The 18,131-nt window shown below is 69.5% G+C and carries 18 protein-coding genes; 7 read left to right on the plus strand and 11 right to left on the minus strand.

Annotation, left to right across the window (positions count from 1 at the left end):
- The first annotated feature begins 34 nt into the window (after positions 1-34).
- Both rfbB and rfbD read left to right on the plus strand, forming a co-directional pair.
- Positions 35-1,030 (plus strand): dTDP-glucose 4,6-dehydratase, encoded by a 996-nt coding sequence (rfbB, locus tag EV192_RS07070; protein ID WP_132112182.1) that lies wholly within the window; start codon positions 35-37, stop codon positions 1,028-1,030.
- On the plus strand, positions 1,027-1,914 hold the full coding sequence (gene rfbD, locus EV192_RS07075) for a dTDP-4-dehydrorhamnose reductase (RefSeq protein WP_132112184.1): 888 nt from the start codon (positions 1,027-1,029) through the stop codon (positions 1,912-1,914). Before rfbB ends, rfbD begins: the two co-directional genes overlap by 4 nt.
- Here the strand turns inward: rfbD and EV192_RS07080 are convergent.
- The gene (locus EV192_RS07080) at positions 1,911-2,996 is read right to left on the minus strand and encodes a glycosyltransferase family 4 protein (RefSeq protein ID WP_132112186.1); all 1,086 of its coding nucleotides are present in this window, start codon (positions 2,994-2,996) and stop codon (positions 1,911-1,913) included. The two genes, rfbD and EV192_RS07080, sit on opposite strands and share 4 nt — an antisense overlap.
- 168 nt (positions 2,997-3,164) lie before the next feature.
- Entirely contained in the window at positions 3,165-5,699 is a 2,535-nt protein-coding gene (locus EV192_RS07085; protein WP_132112188.1) for a glycosyltransferase, read from the minus strand.
- A gap of 36 nt (positions 5,700-5,735) precedes the next feature.
- On the opposite strand from EV192_RS07085, the gene EV192_RS07090 reads away from it, so the two are divergent.
- Complete coding sequence (locus EV192_RS07090; protein WP_132112190.1) at positions 5,736-6,341, plus strand: DUF7850 domain-containing protein; 606 nt, start codon at positions 5,736-5,738, stop codon at positions 6,339-6,341.
- On the opposite strand, the gene EV192_RS07095 is transcribed toward EV192_RS07090, so the two are convergent.
- Positions 6,295-7,167: a glycosyltransferase family 2 protein gene (locus EV192_RS07095; protein ID WP_132112192.1), complete on the minus strand. Its 873-nt coding sequence runs from the start codon at positions 7,165-7,167 to the stop codon at positions 6,295-6,297. The genes EV192_RS07090 and EV192_RS07095 overlap by 47 nt on opposite strands.
- Positions 7,168-7,243: 76 nt before the next feature.
- On the minus strand, positions 7,244-8,380 hold the full coding sequence (locus tag EV192_RS07100) for a serine hydrolase domain-containing protein (protein ID WP_132112194.1): 1,137 nt from the start codon (positions 8,378-8,380) through the stop codon (positions 7,244-7,246).
- Between the two features lie 173 nt (positions 8,381-8,553).
- Between EV192_RS07100 and EV192_RS07105 the strand changes: the two genes are divergently transcribed.
- Together EV192_RS07105 and EV192_RS07110 are read left to right on the plus strand one after the other, a co-directional pair.
- Complete coding sequence (locus EV192_RS07105; protein ID WP_132112196.1) at positions 8,554-9,648, plus strand: glycosyltransferase family 4 protein; 1,095 nt, start codon at positions 8,554-8,556, stop codon at positions 9,646-9,648.
- Positions 9,649-9,719: 71 nt separating this feature from the next.
- Positions 9,720-10,850: a glycosyltransferase family 4 protein gene (locus tag EV192_RS07110; RefSeq protein WP_132113117.1), complete on the plus strand. Its 1,131-nt coding sequence runs from the start codon at positions 9,720-9,722 to the stop codon at positions 10,848-10,850.
- Here EV192_RS07110 and EV192_RS07115 read toward each other — a convergent pair.
- Both EV192_RS07115 and EV192_RS07120 read right to left on the minus strand, forming a co-directional pair.
- Positions 10,847-11,443, minus strand: coding sequence for an acyl-CoA-like ligand-binding transcription factor (locus tag EV192_RS07115; RefSeq protein WP_132112198.1), 597 nt, complete (start codon positions 11,441-11,443; stop codon positions 10,847-10,849). The two genes, EV192_RS07110 and EV192_RS07115, sit on opposite strands and share 4 nt — an antisense overlap.
- A complete protein-coding gene (locus EV192_RS07120; protein ID WP_132112200.1) occupies positions 11,421-12,917 on the minus strand; it encodes an MFS transporter in 1,497 nt (498 codons plus the stop codon). The genes EV192_RS07115 and EV192_RS07120 overlap by 23 nt, the downstream gene beginning before the upstream one ends.
- Before the next feature lie 87 nt (positions 12,918-13,004).
- Between EV192_RS07120 and EV192_RS07125 the strand changes: the two genes are divergently transcribed.
- Entirely contained in the window at positions 13,005-13,865 is an 861-nt protein-coding gene (locus EV192_RS07125; RefSeq protein ID WP_132112202.1) for a glycosyltransferase family 2 protein, read from the plus strand.
- Here EV192_RS07125 and EV192_RS07130 read toward each other — a convergent pair whose 3' ends face one another.
- Together EV192_RS07130 and EV192_RS07135 are read right to left on the minus strand one after the other, a co-directional pair.
- Complete coding sequence (locus EV192_RS07130; protein ID WP_132112205.1) at positions 13,866-14,279, minus strand: hypothetical protein; 414 nt, start codon at positions 14,277-14,279, stop codon at positions 13,866-13,868.
- A gap of 117 nt (positions 14,280-14,396) precedes the next feature.
- Positions 14,397-15,491: a mannose-1-phosphate guanylyltransferase gene (locus tag EV192_RS07135; protein ID WP_132112207.1), complete on the minus strand. Its 1,095-nt coding sequence runs from the start codon at positions 15,489-15,491 to the stop codon at positions 14,397-14,399.
- Between the two features lie 23 nt (positions 15,492-15,514).
- Here EV192_RS07135 and EV192_RS07140 point away from each other — a divergent pair, with 23 nt between their 5' ends.
- Entirely contained in the window at positions 15,515-16,414 is a 900-nt protein-coding gene (locus EV192_RS07140; RefSeq protein WP_132112209.1) for a DNA-3-methyladenine glycosylase family protein, read from the plus strand.
- Here the strand turns inward: EV192_RS07140 and EV192_RS07145 are convergent.
- The 3 genes from EV192_RS07145 to EV192_RS07155 are packed head-to-tail and all read right to left on the minus strand — an operon-like array spanning position 16,359 to position 18,124.
- Complete coding sequence (locus EV192_RS07145; RefSeq protein ID WP_132112211.1) at positions 16,359-16,934, minus strand: NUDIX hydrolase; 576 nt, start codon at positions 16,932-16,934, stop codon at positions 16,359-16,361. The two genes, EV192_RS07140 and EV192_RS07145, sit on opposite strands and share 56 nt — an antisense overlap.
- Before the next feature lie 9 nt (positions 16,935-16,943).
- On the minus strand, positions 16,944-17,819 hold the full coding sequence (locus EV192_RS07150; protein WP_132112213.1) for a hypothetical protein: 876 nt from the start codon (positions 17,817-17,819) through the stop codon (positions 16,944-16,946).
- Positions 17,819-18,124, minus strand: a complete 306-nt coding sequence (locus EV192_RS07155) for a type VII secretion target (protein ID WP_132112215.1) — start codon at positions 18,122-18,124, stop codon at positions 17,819-17,821. The genes EV192_RS07150 and EV192_RS07155 overlap by 1 nt, the downstream gene beginning before the upstream one ends.
- Positions 18,125-18,131: the final 7 nt, after the last annotated feature.

Below are 18,131 nucleotides of genomic sequence, written 5' to 3' on the forward strand. Positions count from 1 at the left end.
TGCGACCCGTTACCACCTAGTGAGAGGCTGACGGATGCGTGTTCTGGTGACCGGGGGTGCGGGCTTCATCGGCTCCCATTACGTTCGGGAGGCGCTGTCGGGCGCGTATCCGGAACTGGCCGACGCCGAGATCATCGTGCTGGACAAGTTGACGTACGCGGGCAACGAGGCCAACCTCGCGCCGGTCGCCGACAACCCCCGGCTACGCTTCGTACGCGGCGACATCTGTGACATCTCCCTGGTCAGCGAGCTGATGCGGGGCACCGACCTGGTCGTGCACTTCGCCGCCGAATCACACGTGGACCGGTCCATCATGGCCGCCGCCGACTTCGTGCTGACCAACGTGCTGGGCACCCAGTACCTGCTGCAGGCCGCGCTGGACGCGGAGGTCGGCAAGTTCGTGCACGTGTCCACCGACGAGGTGTACGGCTCGATCGACGAGGGCTCGTGGCCGGAGGAGCACCCGCTGCTGCCGAACTCGCCGTACTCGGCCTCCAAGGCGTCGTCGGACCTGATCGCCCGCTCCTTCCACCGGACGTACGGGCTGCCGGTGTGCATCACCCGGTGTTCGAACAACTACGGGCCGTACCAGTTCCCGGAGAAGGTCATGCCGCTGTTCGTGACCAACCTGCTGGACGGCCACAAGGTCCCGCTGTACGGCGACGGCCTCAACGTCCGTGACTGGCTGCACGTGGACGACCACTGCGCGGGTATCCAGCTGGTCGCCGACAAGGGCCGGCCGGGTGAGGTCTACAACATCGGCGGTGGCACCGAGCTGCCGAACAAGGAGCTGACCCAGCGGCTGCTGGACGCGGTCGGCCGGGACTGGTCCATGGTCGAGCCGGTCACCGACCGTAAGGGCCACGACCGCCGCTACTCGGTGGACATCACCAAGATCAGCACGGAACTGGGATACGCCCCGCGGGTGCCGTTCGACCAGGGCCTGCGTAGCACGGTCGAGTGGTACCGCGACAACCGTTCGTGGTGGGAGCCGTTGAAGAAGCGGGCTGCGCTCGCGTCATCCCGATGACCGCGCTCGCGATCCTGGTGCCGGGCGGCACCGGGCAGCTCGGCCACGACCTCGCGGTCGGCGCGCCGGCCGGGTCGGTGGTGCGGGCCCCCGCGCGGGCCGAGCTGGACATCAGCCAGGCCGGTCCCGTAGTCGAAGCCGTCGATGGGCTGGTCGCGGCGGCCGGCGACCGCCCGCCGGTCGTGATCAACGCGGCCGCCTACACCGCGGTGGACGCGGCCGAGACCGACCAGGACAAGGCGTTCGCGGTGAACGCGGACGGCCCGCGGCTGCTCGCGGCGGTGTGCGCGTCCCGGCGGGTGCCGCTTGTGCACGTGTCCACCGACTACGTCTTCTCCGGGGACAAGACCGGACCGTACGAAGTGGACGACCCGGTCGGCCCGAAGTCGGTCTACGGCACGACGAAGCTCGCCGGCGAGAACGCGATCCTCCGGTCCGGTGTGGACGGTTGGGTGGTCCGGGCCGCGTGGGTCTACGGGGCGAACGGCAACAACTTCGTCAAGACGATCACCCGGCTTGAATCCGAACGCGCCACACTGTCCGTTGTGGACGATCAGCGCGGCTCGCCCACCTGGACCGTGGACCTGGCCGCCGGCCTGCTGGAACTGGCCGGGCGGATCGTGGCCGGCACCGCGCCGGAAGGGCGTGTCCTGCACTGCACCGGCGGCGGCGAGACCACCTGGTGCGGTTTCGCGCGGGCGATCTTCGAAGAACTCGGCGCCGACCCCGCCCGGGTACAGCCGTGCACCACGGCGGACTTTCCCCGCCCGGCCAGCCGGCCGAAGAACTCGGTGCTGTCCCCGACCGCTTGGAATGACGCCGGCCTGACCCCGATGCGGCCGTGGCGTGAGGCGCTCACCAAATCGTTCCAGGCGAACAGTTAGGCGGTCGCCCGGCGGTACGCGGCGACGGTCGCCTCGGCGCAGCGCCGCCAAGTGTACTCGCCCGCGTGGGCCCGCCGGACGGCCAGGGTTGCCGGTGTCGGCGGTTCCCGCAGGGCAGCGGTCAGCGCCAGCCGCAGGGCGTCCAGGTCGCCGAACGGCACCAGGGTGGCGTGCCCGCCGGCCACTTCGCGCAACGCCGGCAGGTCCGTACAGACCACCGGCACGTCACACGCCATCGCCTCCAGCACAGGCAGGCCGAAGCCCTCGTCCCGGGAGGGCAACACCAGCGCGGACGCCCCGGCCACCACGTTCCGAAGGTCCACATCGGACAGGTAGCCGACCGGGTGCACCCGGCCGGACGCGGCCCGGTGTCCCGGCCCGGCCAGCACCAGCGGCGGCAGGTCGACGGCCGAGTCGTGCGCCTTCAGCAGCCAGTCGAGCCGTTTGCGCGGCCCGGCCGCACCCACGAACAGCAGGTACTCCTCAGGCAGGCCAAGGCGTTTACGCACCTGGTCGCCGGGTGGGCGGGCGGTGAACCACGCCGGGTCGATCCCCAACGGCGTCACCGTGACCCGCTCGGCCGGCAGGTCGAGGCGTTCGGTCACCACGTCCGCGACGGCCTGGGACGGCGTGCACACCATCGCCGCCCGGTGCGCCGACCGCCGGACCAGCTCCGGCAGGTCCCGGTCACCCGGCGGCAGTTCCTCAGGCGCGTCAAGGAAAGCAAGATCGTGCACGGTGAGCACGCCCGCCGCCCGCAGGGACGCGGGCAGCACGAAGTTCGTTCCGTGCACCACGTCGGTGAACCCGGCGAACAGCTCGATCGGCGGGAACGGCCCACGCAGCCAGCATTTCCGCAACAGCCGCGCGGACACGGGCATTCCCCGGGCCCGTGAGCCGTGCGGCAGCACCTTGCGGAGCTTCCGCCAGCCGCGCAGGGTGAACGCGACGGCTCGCATGTCAACCTCAGGCATGGACGCGAGCTCCTCAGCCAGGGCAGCGGTGTATCTGCCCACGCCGGTCCGGTCGCCGAGCAACGGCGTCCCGTCCAGCAGTACCCGCAACCTGCCTTTAGTGGTCACCGCCGGAGGTCCTTCGGGGTCTCGACGGCCCAGCTTCCCACTGGACGCGCGGACCGGAAGGCCCAAGTACAACCCGGTACGAGGGCCTTCCGGCCGCACGCCCAGTGGAAACCTGGATCCGCCGAATACCCTCGAAGGACCTCCGGCGGTGACCACTTGGCCAACGTGTTACCTCCCTTGCCGCAGTACCCGGCGGATCCGGCCGCCGGCCCGCTTGGCCAGCTCGCCCGGTCCGCCGGCGTTCAGGTACTCCTTCATCAGCGCCAGGTCCCGGCGCATCACCCCGACCGCGCCGAGCGGCTCCTGCGCCACCAACGGCCCGGTCCCGGTGAGACGGTCCGCGGCCGGCCGCGGGTTCCGGCAGAACTCGACCAGCGGTGCGAGCACTGTCTCCCAGGTATACCGCTCCCGGACAGCCTGGATGCGAACTTGGCAGGTTTTGCCGAACTCCTCGTCGTACAGCACCCGCTCCAGGGCGTCGGCGAGCGCTTCCGGGTCCTCGGCCGGCACGACCACGCCGAGACGTTCCTGCGCCACCAGGTCGGCGAACGAGTCGCCGGCGGTGGTCACGATCGGCAGCCCGGCCCAGAGGTAGTCCAACACCCTGGTGCGGAACGCGAACGTCGTCTCCACGTGCTCGAAGTGCGTGGTCACGCCGCAGTCGGCGGACAGCAGCCAGTTCTGCCGCTCGTCGTACGGCACCCACGTCTCGTTGAAGAACACGTTGCGGCCCACCAGGTCCAGCCGGTGCGCCAGGGCGCGGGTCCGGGTCGCCATGTCCATCTCGCCGACGTCCGGGTTCGGGTGCCGCATGCCCAGGAACAGCAGCTTCGCGTCGGTCCGGCGGTGCCGCAGCCGGTCGAAGGCGTGCAACAGGGTCAACGGGTCGAACCAGTTGTAGATCCCGCCGGCCCAGATCGTCAGCTTGTCATCCGGTTTGATGCCCTGCACCAGTTCCCGCGGGCCCGGACCGGTGCGCTCCGGCGGTTTGGCCGACAGGCCGAACGGCGCGACCGCCAGCAGCGACCGCACGGACGGGTCGCTGTCGTAGAGCGTCGGGTTCAGCCGGCCGATCGCGCCGAGGTGGCCGAGCCAGAAGTGGCGCTGGCGTTCGGACGCGCACAGGAAGAAGTCGCCCCGCAGCAACTGGTTGCTGAGCACCTCGGTGACCACTTCGACCACGTGCGCGCGCCGGGCGTCGGTCAGGTCCTTGCCCTGCTCCAGCTGTTCCAGGTGCATCGGGTCGTAGATGTCGCAGACCAGGATCTTGCTGGCGAACTTGAGCTCCTGCACCTGTTCGAGCACATGCCCCTGCATGATCACCACGTCGGCCCACTCGACGTCCGGGCTGACCTTGCTCTCGTGCGTGTACCGCACCTGGAACGGCGCGGGCGGCGGGTCGGAGTGCGGGTTCATCGTGACCAGCCGGACGTCATGGTCGCCGGACAGCACGTCGGCCATGTTCCACGCGCGGATCGCCGGCCCGGCCATCCGTTCGGTGATCGCGTCCGACGTCATCACCAGGATGTTGCGCCGGTACCCGTACACCTCGCCCAGGTCGAGCGTTTCGGACAGGGCCCGGTGGGCCATCAGGTACGGGATCTCCGGGGACGCGGGCTCCATCGCGTTGCGCATCAGCTTCAGCAGGTCGCCGTCCGACCGGACCCGGGCGGCCTGCTCGACCGCCCGGGACTCCTTGAGCGAGGGCAGCATCTCGATGAACTGGTCGATGGCGAACAGGGCGGCCGCCGAGACCCGGGGGATCGCGATCGGGTCGCTGTCGTCCGGTCCGTCCAGCCGGCGTTTGGTGATGTCCAGCTGGGTCGTGTCGATCTCACCGCGGGCGGTGGCCCGCCGGACCGACAACGCCAGCGCGGCCGGCAGCACCATGGCGAGCGTCTTGTCCGAGACGTTCTTGTACAGGGACGCGAGCGCGTTTCGCTCCAGCAGGTACGTCTCGCGGGACGAGTCCACGTCGGCCATCGACCGGTGGTGGCGGTGGTACGCGACCGACGCGGGTTCGTATCGCACCCGCCAGCCCCGCAGGTTCAGCCGCCAGCCGAGGTCCACGTCCTCGTAGAACATGAAGAACCGCTCGTCGAACCCGCCGAGCCCACGGAACGTGTCGGCCCGGACGAACAGCGCCGACCCCGTGCCGAACAGCACGTCACGCGGAGTGTCGAAGCGGCCGTCGTCAGGTTCACCCTGATGGGTTTTGTAGCCCATGCCGAACCACGTCAGCCCGCCGTCGACGAAGTCGACCTTCTCGCCTGTCCAGTCGAGCACCTTGCTCGCCACCGCGGCCACCGTCGGCTCGGCCAGCAGCATGTCCACCGCGGCCCGCACCCAGTCCTGATGCGGCCGGGCGTCGTTGTTCAGGAACGCCACGACGCTGCCCTTGGCGTGCTGAACGCCCAGGTTGCAGCCACCGGCGAAGCCCAGGTTGGTCGCTGACTCGACGACCTTCACCCCAGGCACGTTCGCCTTGATCCGCTCGACGCTGCCGTCGTCGGACCTGTTGTCCACGCAGATGACCTGAAGCCGGTCCGCGGGGTACGCCAGGTCGTCCCGCAGCGACCGCAGGCACGTGATCGTGTCGTCGGCGCCGCGGTAGTTGACCACGACCACGGACACCACCGGTAGCAGCGCGTCGTCCGGCACAACACCTCCTGGGGACTCTGGTTCCCCATAAGCCTGCCTCATCGTGCGAAGCGGCCCGCCAGTGGTTAGCCTGCGGCGGTGGTCAAGCGTGTGATCGCCGCTCTGCTGCTGGTCGGGACCCTCCCGGCCGGCGTCGCCGCCGCGGACCCGCCACCCGCCGTCCCCCCTGGGTGTGCCGGCGGGGTCGCGCCCAACCCCAGCGTCGAGCAGGTGGCCGCCAACCGACAGCCGGCCGGCTACACCTTCGAACCGACCTGGAGCGTTCCCCCAGGCACCCCGGACGACCAACAACCCCGCCTGTCCACCGAACCCGCGCAGGCCTCGGACGGCAAGCTCAACGCGGTCATCGCCACTCCCGCAGGCCGGGTGAGCACGGCCTACGAGACGATCCCCACGGTCGTCCCCCGCGGCACGTACAGCCTGACGGTCTGGGCCGGCACCAGCGACCTGTCCCACAACCAGCCGATCGGCCTGCGGTTCTACGACGCCCAAGGCCGCCAGGTGGCCGAACGGTCGGTGCAGGCGAATCACTTCATTGACACGGACAAGAAGCTGGGCAGGTTCGACCTCGGCCCAGCCATGGCCCCACCGGAGACCGTGATGGTCCGCTTCTTCGTCGCGACAAACGCGAACTGGGTCAAATGGGACTGCGTGTACCTGACCGTCGACCCACCCGACTCCTGATCCACGACGGCGCCATCACCAGCACCTCGCCGAGCACACGGATCCGCAGGCCGAGCCGGAAATTGGCGGCCTGGGGCACGTTCCGGCGGACCGGCAGCAGGGCTGTGATGGCGGCGAAGCGGGCGATCTCGCGAGCGGCGATGAGCAGGGGCGCGCAGCGCAGCAGCATCAGGAGCCGGTTGCGCTCGTTCCACCGGTGGAACGGCACTGACCCGGGCTTCGTGGTGGCGCCGTGGACGTGCACGACCTCGGCTTTCGGCACCGAGACGATCCGCCAGCCGGCGAGTCGCAGCCGCCATGACGTGTCGGTGTCCTCGTAGTAGCAGAAGAACTCGGTCGGGACACCGCCGACCTGGCGGAGGGCGTCCGTGCGGACCAGGGCCGCTCCGCCGCAGAAGCCGAAGACCGGGCCGTCGGTGACGTCCACGCCGTGACCGTCGCGGGTCAGGCCCACGCCGATCGACTGGACGTCGCCGTCGAGCGTCAGCAGTTTTGAGCTGGCCGCCGCGGCGCCTGGGTCGGCGTCCAGGGCGTCTTCCAGTGCGCCCAGCCAGCCGGGTGTGGGCATGGCGTCGTCGTTCAGCCAGGCCATGTACGGGGTTGTGCACTCCGCGAGGGCGGCTTGGATTCCGCCCGCGTAGCCGGTGTTCACCGGCAGGCGCAGGACCGGGACCGGGTAGGCGGCCGCCAGGTCGCCGCTGCCGTCGTCGGAGGCGTTGTCCACCACCAGGATCCGATGTGGACGGTCCTGGGCGGCCAGTGCGGCCAGGCAGGCGGTGATGTGGTCGCGGCCGCGCCAGGTCACCACCACGACAGTTGTTCTCATTGTCCTCGCCTCGCTCGGACGTGCCTGGCCGCCGCAGGCCGATCATTCCACCCCAGCCCACGCGGCCGGCATTCGCCTATGTGGGCTGCGGGCACAGAGCGTGACTGAGCATTCCGGACACGTCGGGCTTCTCGGTCGTCTCCTTGGTGAATGTCAAGGTGACCGCGCGCTTGTCCCTCGTCACGCCAGAAATGGTGAAGAAACCGTAGATGCCACCAGTGTGGCCGATATATTCGGCGCCACACGGCAATGTGGTCGAGCCGATGCCGAGCCCGTAGGTCAAACCGGGATCGGGTCCGGTCGGGACACCGGCAAGCATTTGCTCAAGCTCACGCGCCTTGACCACTTGTCCGGCGACAACAGCGGCATAGAAACGGTTCAGGTCGACGCCGGTGGAAACAATGGAGCCGGCCGCCCATGGCACCGATGGTTCGACGCGTGAGACATCGGTGACCGTGCCGGCGATGGTGGCGTAACCCTCGGGGTGTGGACCTCGGATATCGAGTTCGCCGGTCGCCGGGAGGTAGGTGTCCTGGAGGCCGAGTGGGGTGATGACGCGGCGTTGAAGTTCGTCGCCGAACGGTTTGCCGGTGACGCGTTCGATGAGCATCCCGACGACGATGTAGTTGGTATTGCTGTAGGCGTACCGCGAGCCCGGTGCGAAGTCCGCGGGACGGCGCAGCGCGATCGCGACCTCTTCGGCCGGTGTCGCCGTGCGCTTCTCGACCCCCGCGAGGTACTCGTTGACCTCGGGGTTCGCGGCGAAGTCGGGCAGCCCGCTCTGGTGGCGCATCAGCTGACGGACGGTGATGGCGTGTCCGTCGATGCCGTCGCCGCGTAACAATCCGGGGAGATAGGTTTCCACCGGCTCGTCGAGTGACACCTTGCCCTCGGACACTAATTGCAGCAGTACCACGCTGGTGAATGTTTTGGTGATGCTTCCCGCGCGGACGCGTTGCTGCGGCGCGGTGGGAATTTTGGTCTTGCTGTCACGGTCGGCGACACCGCTGGTGAGGGTTACAGTCGCACCGTCCTCGGTGATCGTGGCGATCGCGCCGGCCGCGCCTAAACCGACCATCCGGTCGATGTCGGCTTGAACGGCGCGAACTCGGGTTTCCTTCACTCCGTCGGTGGTCTTGATTCTGAGGTCCATGGCGCATCCGGCGATGAGGACAAACGCGGAAGTTGTTGCGAGAATGGGTATCAGACGCACACCGGTCAAGTTATTGGGAAACGACCGCGCGGCACATCGGGGGGAAACCCCGGACTTCGCCGTGCCGGGGATCAGCCCAGCGGATGAGGCGCGCTCCACCGGATGCCGATTAGGGTGCTCAGGCCGGCGGGTCGGTCGCTGCCCACGTCCGGCCGGCGTGGCACCCTGTTCGGGTGCCCGAGCTGGTCGTGCTCACCGAGCAACTCCTGGCCCCGGTTCCCGGCGGAACCGGTCGTTACACCCGCGAACTGGTCACGGCCATGGCCGAGTGCGCGCCTACGGGCTGGACGATCACAGGTGTCACCGCGCGCCACCGCGACCTGAGCAACGCCGTCATCCCAGGTGTTGACGGCCCACGCGCGCTTCCGTTGCCGAGGAGGGCGTTGACGGCCGCGTGGGAGCGCGGCGTCCGGCTGTGGCCAGGGGGCGACGCTGTGCACGCGCCCACGCCACTCGCGCCGCCGAACGCCAAGCGCGGCTTGGTCGTGACTGTGCACGACACGGTTCCGTTCACCCACCCCGAGACGCTCACGAAACGGGGTGCAGCGTGGCACCAGGCGATGATCAGGCGCGCCGCCGAGCGTGCGACGGCCATTGTCGTGCCGACCGCGGCCGTTGCCGCCGAGCTCAGCGAGTACGCCCCCGGTCCCGCGCGCGTGCACGTTGTCGGCCATGGCGTCCCGTCGTTCGTTGCGCGGGCCCCGGAGGACGCCGACCAGATTGCCGAACGCCTGAAACTGCCGCCTCGCTACGTTCTTGCTGTCGGCACCGTCGAGCCGCGCAAGGGTCTTGGTGTCCTGGTCCAGGCCATGGCACTGCCGGACGCGCCGGACCTGCCGCTGGTGATCGCCGGCCCCAGTGGATGGGGCGACGTCCACCTCGGTGGCCTGCCGGCCGACCGGTTGCGTCTCTTGGGGTATCTGTCCGACGCGGAACTCGCGGTCGTGCTGCGCCACGCGACTGTCCTGGCGGCGCCGAGCATGGCTGAGGGGTTCGGGCTGCCCGTGCTCGAAGCGATGGCCGTGGGTGTCCCGGTGGTCCACTCGGACGCCCCGGCGTTGGTCGAGGTGGCCGGCGGCACGGGTGTGCAGGTCAGCCGGAACGATCCGGTGGCGCTCGCGACCGCTCTGCGGGACGTGCTCACCGACCCTGGGCGCACGGCCACGCTGGTCGAGGCGGCGCGGGCCCGAGCGGCCGGATTCACCTGGGCGAAGGCCGCCGAATCGCTCTGGGAACTGCATCTGGAGCTGTACCACTTCGTCCGGTGAGTTCCCGGGTTCGGCCGATATCGCCGCGCCGGGCGTCGTAGTCTGCTCGGGTGGCAAGTCCTGAACCACGCGTGCTGATCGACGCCACCGCCGTCCCCGCGGATCGCGGTGGCGTCGGTCGGTATGTCGATTCGCTGGTGTCCGCATTGGACGCCGACGGTGCCAGGATCGCGGTCGCCTGCCAGCAGCGGGACGCCGAGCTGTACGGCACCCTCGCGCCAGGCGCCCGAATACTGCCGGCCAGCGAGTCGATCGAGACCCGGACCGCGCGGCTGGTGTGGGAACAGACGACGTTACCCGGCTTGATCCGCAGGTTGCGCGCTGACGTGCTGCATTCCCCGCATTACACGACGCCACTCGCCAATTCGGCGGCGTCGGTCGTGACACTGCACGACGCCACGTTCTACACGGACGCGTTGTTGCACTCCTCCGTGAAAGCGCGCTTCTTCCGTGGCTGGACCGGCATCGCGTTGCGTCGGGCGTCGATGTGCGCGGTCCCCAGCGAGGCCACGGCGCAGGAGCTGACCAGGGTCGCGAACGCGGATCCACGGGTCATGGAGGTCATTCCGCACGGCGTGAGCGGTGAGTCGTTCCGCCCGCCCAGCCCGGAGGACATCCGGGCGGCGCGGCAGACGGTCGGCCTGCCCCGCCAGCCGTACATCGCGTTCCTCGGTGCCCTGGAGCCGCGGAAGAACGTTCCCGCCCTGATCAGGGGCTACATGCGGGCCTGCGAGGGCCGGACCGACCCGCCGGCCCTGGTGCTGGCCGGCCAGCCCGGGTGGGACGGCCAGGTCGAACGCGCCCTGGACGCGTTGCCGCACCGGCTGCGGGTGATCCGGGCCGGCTACTTGCCGTTCACGCAGCTGCCCGGCTTCCTGGGCGGCGCCGAGGTGGTCGCGTACCCGAGCCTCGGCGAAGGCTTCGGCTTGCCGGTGTTGGAGGCCATGGCCTGCGGTGCGTGCGTGCTCACGACCAGCCGGCTGTCGTTGCCCGAGGTCGGCGGGGACGCGGTGGCGTACTGCGGGGTCGGCGCGGGGGACATCGGGGCGGCGTTGGCCGAACTGCTCGACGACCCGGCGCGCCGGTCCCAGCTGGCGTCCGCGGCACAGCGGCGGGCCAAGGAATTCACGTGGACGCAGAGCGCGGAACGACACCGTGAGCTGTACGCCCGGGCCGTCACCATTCACCGGCGCGGCCGTTAGTCGAGCGGCAGTCCGGCCTCGAGCAGGGCGAACCCCCGGTCCAGGGCCTCGACGAAGTCGGTGTCCTCGCGACCGTAGAACGCCGCGATCGCCACGCCGAGTACCGCGCCGGCCCACATCCGGATGGCGAAGTCCTTCGGGTCCCGGCCGAGCCGTTCCGCGACCATGTCGGTCAGCAGGGTCAGGCCCGAGGTGAACTGGTCCATGACCACCACCCGCAGCTCGGGGACGGACGAGACCAGCCGCATCCGGGCGTGTTCCAGCTCGGTCTCCTCCGCGGTCATCCGCGTGAACACATCGGTCAGCGCCACCCGGATCGCGTCGAGCGGCTTCATGTCGGCGGGCTGGCTGAGGAACGACTCGACCATCATGGGGTCGTACTGGTCGAACAGGACCGTCTCTTCCTTGGTCGCGAAGTACCGGAAGAACGTGCTCTGCGACACCTCGGCGGCGGCCGCGATCTGTTCCACGGTCGTCTCGGCGTAGCCCTGCGACAGGAAAAGCCGCAACGCGTGCTGCTGGATGGCGGCACGCGTCCTGGCTTTCTTCCGCTCCCTGAGCCCTGGGCGGTCAGCCTGCGACGACGTAGTCATGCTCCGATTCTGACTGTTCGACGTCCGCGGGGCGGCGCGGCAGGAACATCAGCGTCAACACGCCGCCGAGAACCGCGAACCCCACACATACCCACAGCATATCGACCATTCCGGACATGAAGGCGTTCCGGACCGCGTCCAGCAGCCACGGCTGCCCGGTGGCGTGCGCGATCTGCACACCCGCCGCCGCGCTGTCGGTGGCCGGACCCGGCACGTTCAGGCCGGCCCGGTAGCCGGAGATCAACACCGTGCCCAGGATCGCCACCCCGAACGTCCCACCGACCTGGCGCAGCGCCTGCAGCAGCCCGGAGCCCACGCCGGTACGGTCCTTGTCCAACGAACCCATGGCCAAGTCCATCGACGGCGGCAACGCGAACCCGATGCCGACGCCGATTCCGGTGACCCACACCGCCACGAACCCGTAGCCGGTGTCCACGGACGTCCACGTCGCCACCACCAGGCTGACCGCCATCAGCAGGAACCCAATGGCGACAAGGATTTTGGCGCCCAACGCGGGTCGCAGCCGGTCCGCGACCTGGGCACCGACGAGCAGGCCGCCGACGATCGGCAGCAGCTTCAGCCCGGTGTGCAGCGAGTCCGAGCCGTTGACCGCCTGGAAGTACTGCACCAGAACGAACATCGCGCCCATCATTGCGAACGAGCCGAGCGTGGCCATCACCGAACCCCAGGCGAACCCACGTGAACGGAACAGCGCCAGGTCGAACAGTGGACGCGCGGAACGCCGTAGCCACAACACAAGCGCTGCCAACAGCGCCACGCCGCCGAGGGCGGGGACGAGTACCTGGGCCGAGCCCCAGCCCTTGTCGCCGGCCTCGATCAGCCCGTACGTCAGGCCCACCAGGCCGGCGCTGGACAGCAGGATGCCCAGGAAGTCGATCCGCTGGTCCCGGCGGCCGGGGATGGTCGGCAGCAGCCACGCCAGGGCCGCGATGCCGATCACCACGAACGGCGCGTTGATCAGGAACACCGAGCCCCACCAGAACGTGTCCAGCATCCAGCCGCCGAGCACCGGCCCGAGCGGGATGCCCAGCGCCATCGCCATGGTGAGTACGGCGATCGCCCGCGCGCGTTCGCCCGCTGGGAAAAGCTTGGTGAGCACGGAGTTCGACAACGGAACCATGAACGCCGCGCCGACCCCCAGGACGGCACGGGCAGCGATCAGCGTGGTGGCGTCGTCGGCGTACGCACACGCCACCGAGGCCACCCCGAACAGCGCCAGGCCGCCGATCAGCAGCGGTTTGGGGCCGAACCGGTCGCCGAGCAGGCCCGCGGGCACCAGGCCGGCGGCCAGCACGAGCGTGTACGCGTTGGCGAACCACTGCAGCTGCCCGGTCGTGGCGTGCAGGTCCGTCGCCAGGGTCGGCAGCGCGACGTTCAGGATCGTCGCGTCCAGGCCGAAGGTCAGCAGAGCCACGGCGAGCGCCCCCAGCACCCACCAACGTCCTCTGTTCATGACAGCACCCCTCATTTGAAAGTAACTCTCATGTGAGAGTAGCTGTCACTTTCAGGGCTCGCCAGGGACGTGACAGAATGCACAGCCGTGACCGAACCGAGACACTATGGCGACGAGTTGGCCGTGGTCACCGTCACCTACTCCCCGGGCGAGACGCTCGAACGGTTCCTCGACACCCTGGACAAGGCCACCAAGCGGCCTTACCGCGTCGTGCTCGCCGACAACGGCTCCACCGACGGCGCCCCGGAACAAGCGGCCGAACGCGAAGGCGTGCAGCTGCTGTCCACGGGCGAGAACCTGGGCTACGGCGCCGCCGCCAACCGAGGGGTCACCGAGTTCGACGACGCCTACGGCTGGGTCGTGGTGGCCAACCCCGACATTGAATGGGGCCCCGGTTCGATCGACACCCTCCTGGACGCGGCCGACCGCTGGCCGCGCGGCGGCTCCTTCGGCCCCCTGATCCGCGAACCGAACGGCGACGTCTACCCGTCCGCGCGGCTGCTGCCGTCCCTGGGCAAAGGCGTCGGGCACGCCGTCGTCGGCCGCGTCTGGCGGGACAACCCGTGGACCAAGGCGTACCGGCAGTCGGAAGGCGCGATCGTCGAGCGCACAGCCGGTTGGCTGTCCGGTTCGTGCCTGCTGCTGCGGCGGGCGGCGTTCGACTCGGTCGACGGCTTCGACCCGCGCTACTTCATGTACTTCGAGGACGTCGACCTCGGCGACCGAATCGGCCGCGCGGGCTGGCAGAACGTGTACGTGCCGTCAGCGGAAGTGACGCACATCGGCGGCCACGCCACCGCCAAGGCGTCGGAGAAGATGCTCGCGGCCCACCACGCCAGCGCGTACCGCTACCTCGCCGACCGCCACCAAGGCGCGGAATGGCGCCCGCTGCTCGCCGCCATCAAAGCCGGCCTCAAACTCCGCCTGAAACTCGAGACCCGCAAATAGTCAGAGGGTGCCGTCCATCCGCTCCGACATGGTCCGGCGCGGCTTGGGCGGCTGTTTGACGGTCGGCACCATGCCCTCGGGCTGCTGCTCCGGCTCTGGATCACGCGGCCGGGGCTGCGGCGTCGGCGCCTGCTGCTGGTAGCCCTGGTGCTGCTGCTGTGGATGCCCGTGCTGGAAGGGCGGCCGGGGGGACGGCTGGGACTGGGTCGGCTGGTTCTGCGCCAGCGGGTGTTGCACCACCATCGTTGCTTCCGGGTCGGTCTCGCGCTTGTCCAGCGAGGAGACCACCACTCGGGGAATCTGCAGGGTCGCCGAAGCGTCCATCGGCGAGATCGCGTCTTCCGGCGTCACCACATAGGCGCCGCGTGCGCGGGCTCGCGCCAGGGCAGCGTCGGCTCGCTCCCGGGGATCCATGCCTTGGCCTCTCCCGCGTCGCCTCAAGCCGGCACCGCCACCGGCTGTCGTGTTGCCACCAGAGTATTCCCTTGAGGCCGCTGTCGTCAGGGATGAAGTGAAATCCGCATCTTGATCTTAGACGTATCCGGTCCGGCCGCTGTCACGCAGGATCTCGGTGAGACGCTTGATGTCCTGGGCGCGTTCGCGTTGGCACACAAGGACGGCGTCCGGGGTGTCCACCACGATCAGGTCACGGACCCCCAGGGTGGCCACCAGCCGCCCACCGGCCGGTACGACCACTACATCTTGGGTGTCCACCGACACCACCACACCACCACCGGGGGTGTCGACCACCCTGGCGCCGTCCACCTCGGTCGCCAGCAGCTCCCCGAGGGTTTCGAAGTCGCCGATGTCGCTCCAGCCGAAGTCGCCGGGCACGGTCGCGACCAGGCCTTCCGCGGCGGCCGGCTCCATCACGGCGTACTCGACCGCGACCTTCGGGATGCCCGCCCACAGCGTGCCGACGACGTCGTCCCGGTCCTCGGTGTCCCACGCCTCGGCGATCTTGGTGACCGGCTCGAACACGTCCGGCCTGCGCTTTTCCAACTCCCGCAGGAACACGTCGGTGCGCCAGACGAACATGCTGGCGTTCCACAGATACCGGCCGGAGCCCACATACTCCTGCGCCACCGGCAGGGTCGGCTTCTCCTTGAGCTCCAGCACCTGCTGCCGGACACCCAACTCCGCGGTCTCGCTGCACCTCAGGTAGCCGTAGCCGGTCTCGGGACGCGTCGGCGTGATGCCGATGGTCATCAGCTCGCCCCGCTGGGCGCCGGCGGCGGCCTCAGCGACGGTACGGGCGAACGCGTCCGTGTCCTTGATCAGGTGGTCGGCGGCGAACGACGCCATCACCGCACCGGGGCTGCGCTGCTGGATCACCGCGGCGGCGAGGGCGATCGCGGCACACGAGTCCCGGGCGAGCGGCTCGACCAGGATGTTGCGCCCCGGCAGGTCCGGCAGTTGGCGGGCGACCGCCGCCGAGTGCGCGGTCCCCGTCACGACGTGTACCCGATCAGGTGACGCCAGCGGCACGAGCCGGTCGTAGGTCGCCTGCAGCAGCGACCGCTCGGTGCCCGTCAACGGGTGCAGGAACTTGGGGTTCGTCGCACGGGAAAGGGGCCACAACCGGGTCCCGCTGCCGCCAGCGGGCACAACCACATGCAGGTCCACAAGGCCACTGTAACGTCGCCACCATGACCGTCCGCGCTTGGCGACCTGACTACCCGCTGGACATGGTGGGTGTGCTCGCGCCGTTGCGTCGGGGGGCCGGCGATCCCAGTTCGCAGGTATCTCCGGACGGTGTCATCTGGCTGGCCGCGAACACCCCGACCGGTCCGGGGACGCTCAGTCTGCGCCGGTCCGCCGACGGCGAGGTCAGCGCGGAGGCTTGGGGCGACGGGGCGGATTTCCTGCTCGACGGCCTGCCCGCGTTGCTCGGAGCCGACGATGACGACTCGGATTTCGTGGCCCACCATGACGTTGTGGCCCAGGTTCGCCACCGCATGCCCGGGATGCGGCTCGGCGCGTCCGGGCGGGTGTGGGACGTGTTGATGCCGGCGATCCTGGAGCAGAAAGTCACCGGCATCGAGGCCCGTCGCTCGTGGCGTGAACTGTGCCGCCGGTTCGGCACTTGGGCGCCTGGCCCGATGCGTCTGCGCGTCCCGCCGTCACCACGCGCGATCATGTCCATCGCCGACTGGGACTGGCATCGCGCCGGAGTCGACAACGCCCGGCGCCGCGCTCTCATCGCCTCGGCACAGGTGGCGGGCCGGTTGGAACGGGCCGTGTCGCTCAAAGGTGCCGAGGGGAGGGCGTTGCTACGCAAGGTTCCCGGCATCGGTGTGTGGACGGCCGCCGAGGTGGCCCAACGCGCCTGGGGCGACCCGGACGCGGTGAGCTTCGGCGACTTCCACATCCCCGCGGTCGTCGGTTACGCGCTGCTGGGCCGGAAACTGGACGACGAAGGCATGTTCGAAGTCCTCGCCCCCTATTCGCCGCAACGCCAACGGGCCGTCCGCTACATCGAGGCCGCCGGGTTCAGCCGTCCCCGCTTCGGACCCCGACTGGCTCCCCGCGACTACCGCGCCATGTAGCCGCCGAGATCATCGGCAGCAGGTCCTCGGAGTCCGGCGGCAACTCCGAAACAGGCCACCATTGCAGGTCGTCCGACTCGTCGCTGCGCACGGCCTGCGCTCCGGCCGGCGCGTGTACCGCGAAGCGAACGTCGAAATGCCTTGTGGGCACACCCAATGAGCACGTGATCGGGTGAACGTCCAAATGCGCCGGTGTGGGATCGATGGTCAGGCCGTCGATCCCTGACTCCTCGGTCGCTTCCCGCAGGGCGGCCTCGACCAGTCCCGCGTCGCCCGGCTCGCAGTGCCCGCCGAGCTGCAACCACCGGCCGACCCGGGGGTGCAGCGTCAGCAACACGTGCTCGCCGCTCGCGTCCAACACCACGGCCGACGCGGTCAGATGCCCGGCGGCGCACTCCCGTCTACAGGAATCCTCCCGTGCGGCAAGGAATCCGAGGTAGGCCTGCCGGAGCGACTCCTGCCCGAAGTCGTCCGGCCGCCAATTCTCCAGTAGTGCGACAGCGTTGGCGTGCAAGGTCACCCGGCAACATTACTGGTTGTAGGTCTTGTCGATGTTCTTCGCCACGACCTTGCGGGTGTTGGTGTAGATGCCCTTGGTGATGTCCGCAAGCGGCTTCGACATGCCCTTCGCGTCGATCGCCTTGTCCAGCGGGCCTTTCAGCCGGTCGATGGCCAGTTCGAGCCTCTTCACCAGGTCGCAGATCTTCTTGACCACCCGGATCAGCTTCGACGTCCACTCGGCGATCTTCTTCGCCCATTTCACCGCGCGCCGCACGATGTCGGCGACCATGCCGGGGGTGGCGAGGCCGACCGAGATCACCTCGGCCGCGGCCCATTCGATGGCCGCCGCGACCAGGTCACCCACGGCCTGCGAGATGAGTTCGCGGACCACCTTGCGGACCGCGTTGAGGGCGCCGCCGGCCATGCTCACCGCGATCGACACGGCCTGGCACCCGGTGGACACCGAGTTGACGATCGCGACCTGGCCCGCGGCGAACACCTTGTAGGCGTCGATCGCCACACCCTCCCATGGCGCGGTGTCGGTCTGCACGGCCTTGGTGATGTCGTCGGCCGCGCCGGACACCTCCTTGGCGACGTTGCCCCAGGTGGCGCTCATCGCGTCGATGGCCTGCTGGTCGCCGACCATCTTGTCGAGCGGTTCCTTCAGGAAGCTGACGTGTTCGATCAGCCAGCCGAACCCGGCCGCGGCGAGCCCCGCCAGCGGGTCGCCCGCGTCGATCAGCTTGCTGACCGCGCTGGCCGCGCTGAACGAGTTGACCAGGCCCTCGGCCCAGTTGCCGTCGCCGATGGCCTTCGCTGCGGTGGCCACCGTGTCGATCGCGCCCGCGCCCGCCGTGTCACTGACTGGCTTCTCCGGCGCGATCAGCGTGTTGCCGTCAGGCATCAGTTGCCTCCGAACGCTTGCTTCTTGGCGTGCTCGACCTCGTCGTACGCGTCGGCCATCGCCTTGATCCCGGCCGCGACCCCTTCGACCATCAGCCGGCTGGCGGCGACAGCGCCGGTCGCGACCCCTTCGATGACCATCACACCGGCAGCCAACGGCTGCCCGATCAGGCCGAACGCCTCGTTGTGCAACGTCATCTGGCCGGCCGCGTCCGCCGCGGTGCCCAGCCGGTCGCCGGCGGCGTCCACTTTCTTGGCGTGCGCCCGCATCCCGTCCGGATCGACAATGTAGCCGTCGTCAGCCATCTCGCTC

The sequence above is a fragment of the Actinocrispum wychmicini genome (assembly GCF_004345645.1).
Lineage (GTDB): Bacteria > Actinomycetota > Actinomycetes > Mycobacteriales > Pseudonocardiaceae > Kibdelosporangium > Kibdelosporangium wychmicini.

Excerpts from the sequence above, each read along its gene's own strand:
- rfbD (WP_132112184.1), top strand. The coding sequence starts at position 1,027 with ATGACCGCGCTCGCGATCCTGGTGCCGGGCGGCACCGGGCAGCTCGGC.
- EV192_RS07115 (WP_132112198.1), bottom strand. The coding sequence starts at position 11,443 with ATGACTACGTCGTCGCAGGCTGACCGCCCAGGGCTCAGGGAGCGGAAG.
- EV192_RS07155 (WP_132112215.1), bottom strand. The coding sequence starts at position 18,124 with ATGGCTGACGACGGCTACATTGTCGATCCGGACGGGATGCGGGCGCAC.
- EV192_RS07150 (WP_132112213.1), bottom strand. The coding sequence starts at position 17,819 with ATGCCTGACGGCAACACGCTGATCGCGCCGGAGAAGCCAGTCAGTGAC.
- EV192_RS07140 (WP_132112209.1), top strand. The coding sequence starts at position 15,515 with ATGACCGTCCGCGCTTGGCGACCTGACTACCCGCTGGACATGGTGGGT.
- EV192_RS07130 (WP_132112205.1), bottom strand. The coding sequence starts at position 14,279 with ATGGATCCCCGGGAGCGAGCCGACGCTGCCCTGGCGCGAGCCCGCGCA.
- EV192_RS07095 (WP_132112192.1), bottom strand. The coding sequence starts at position 7,167 with ATGAGAACAACTGTCGTGGTGGTGACCTGGCGCGGCCGCGACCACATC.
- EV192_RS07085 (WP_132112188.1), bottom strand. The coding sequence starts at position 5,699 with ATGAGGCAGGCTTATGGGGAACCAGAGTCCCCAGGAGGTGTTGTGCCG.
- rfbB (WP_132112182.1), top strand. The coding sequence starts at position 35 with ATGCGTGTTCTGGTGACCGGGGGTGCGGGCTTCATCGGCTCCCATTAC.
- EV192_RS07120 (WP_132112200.1), bottom strand. The coding sequence starts at position 12,917 with ATGAACAGAGGACGTTGGTGGGTGCTGGGGGCGCTCGCCGTGGCTCTG.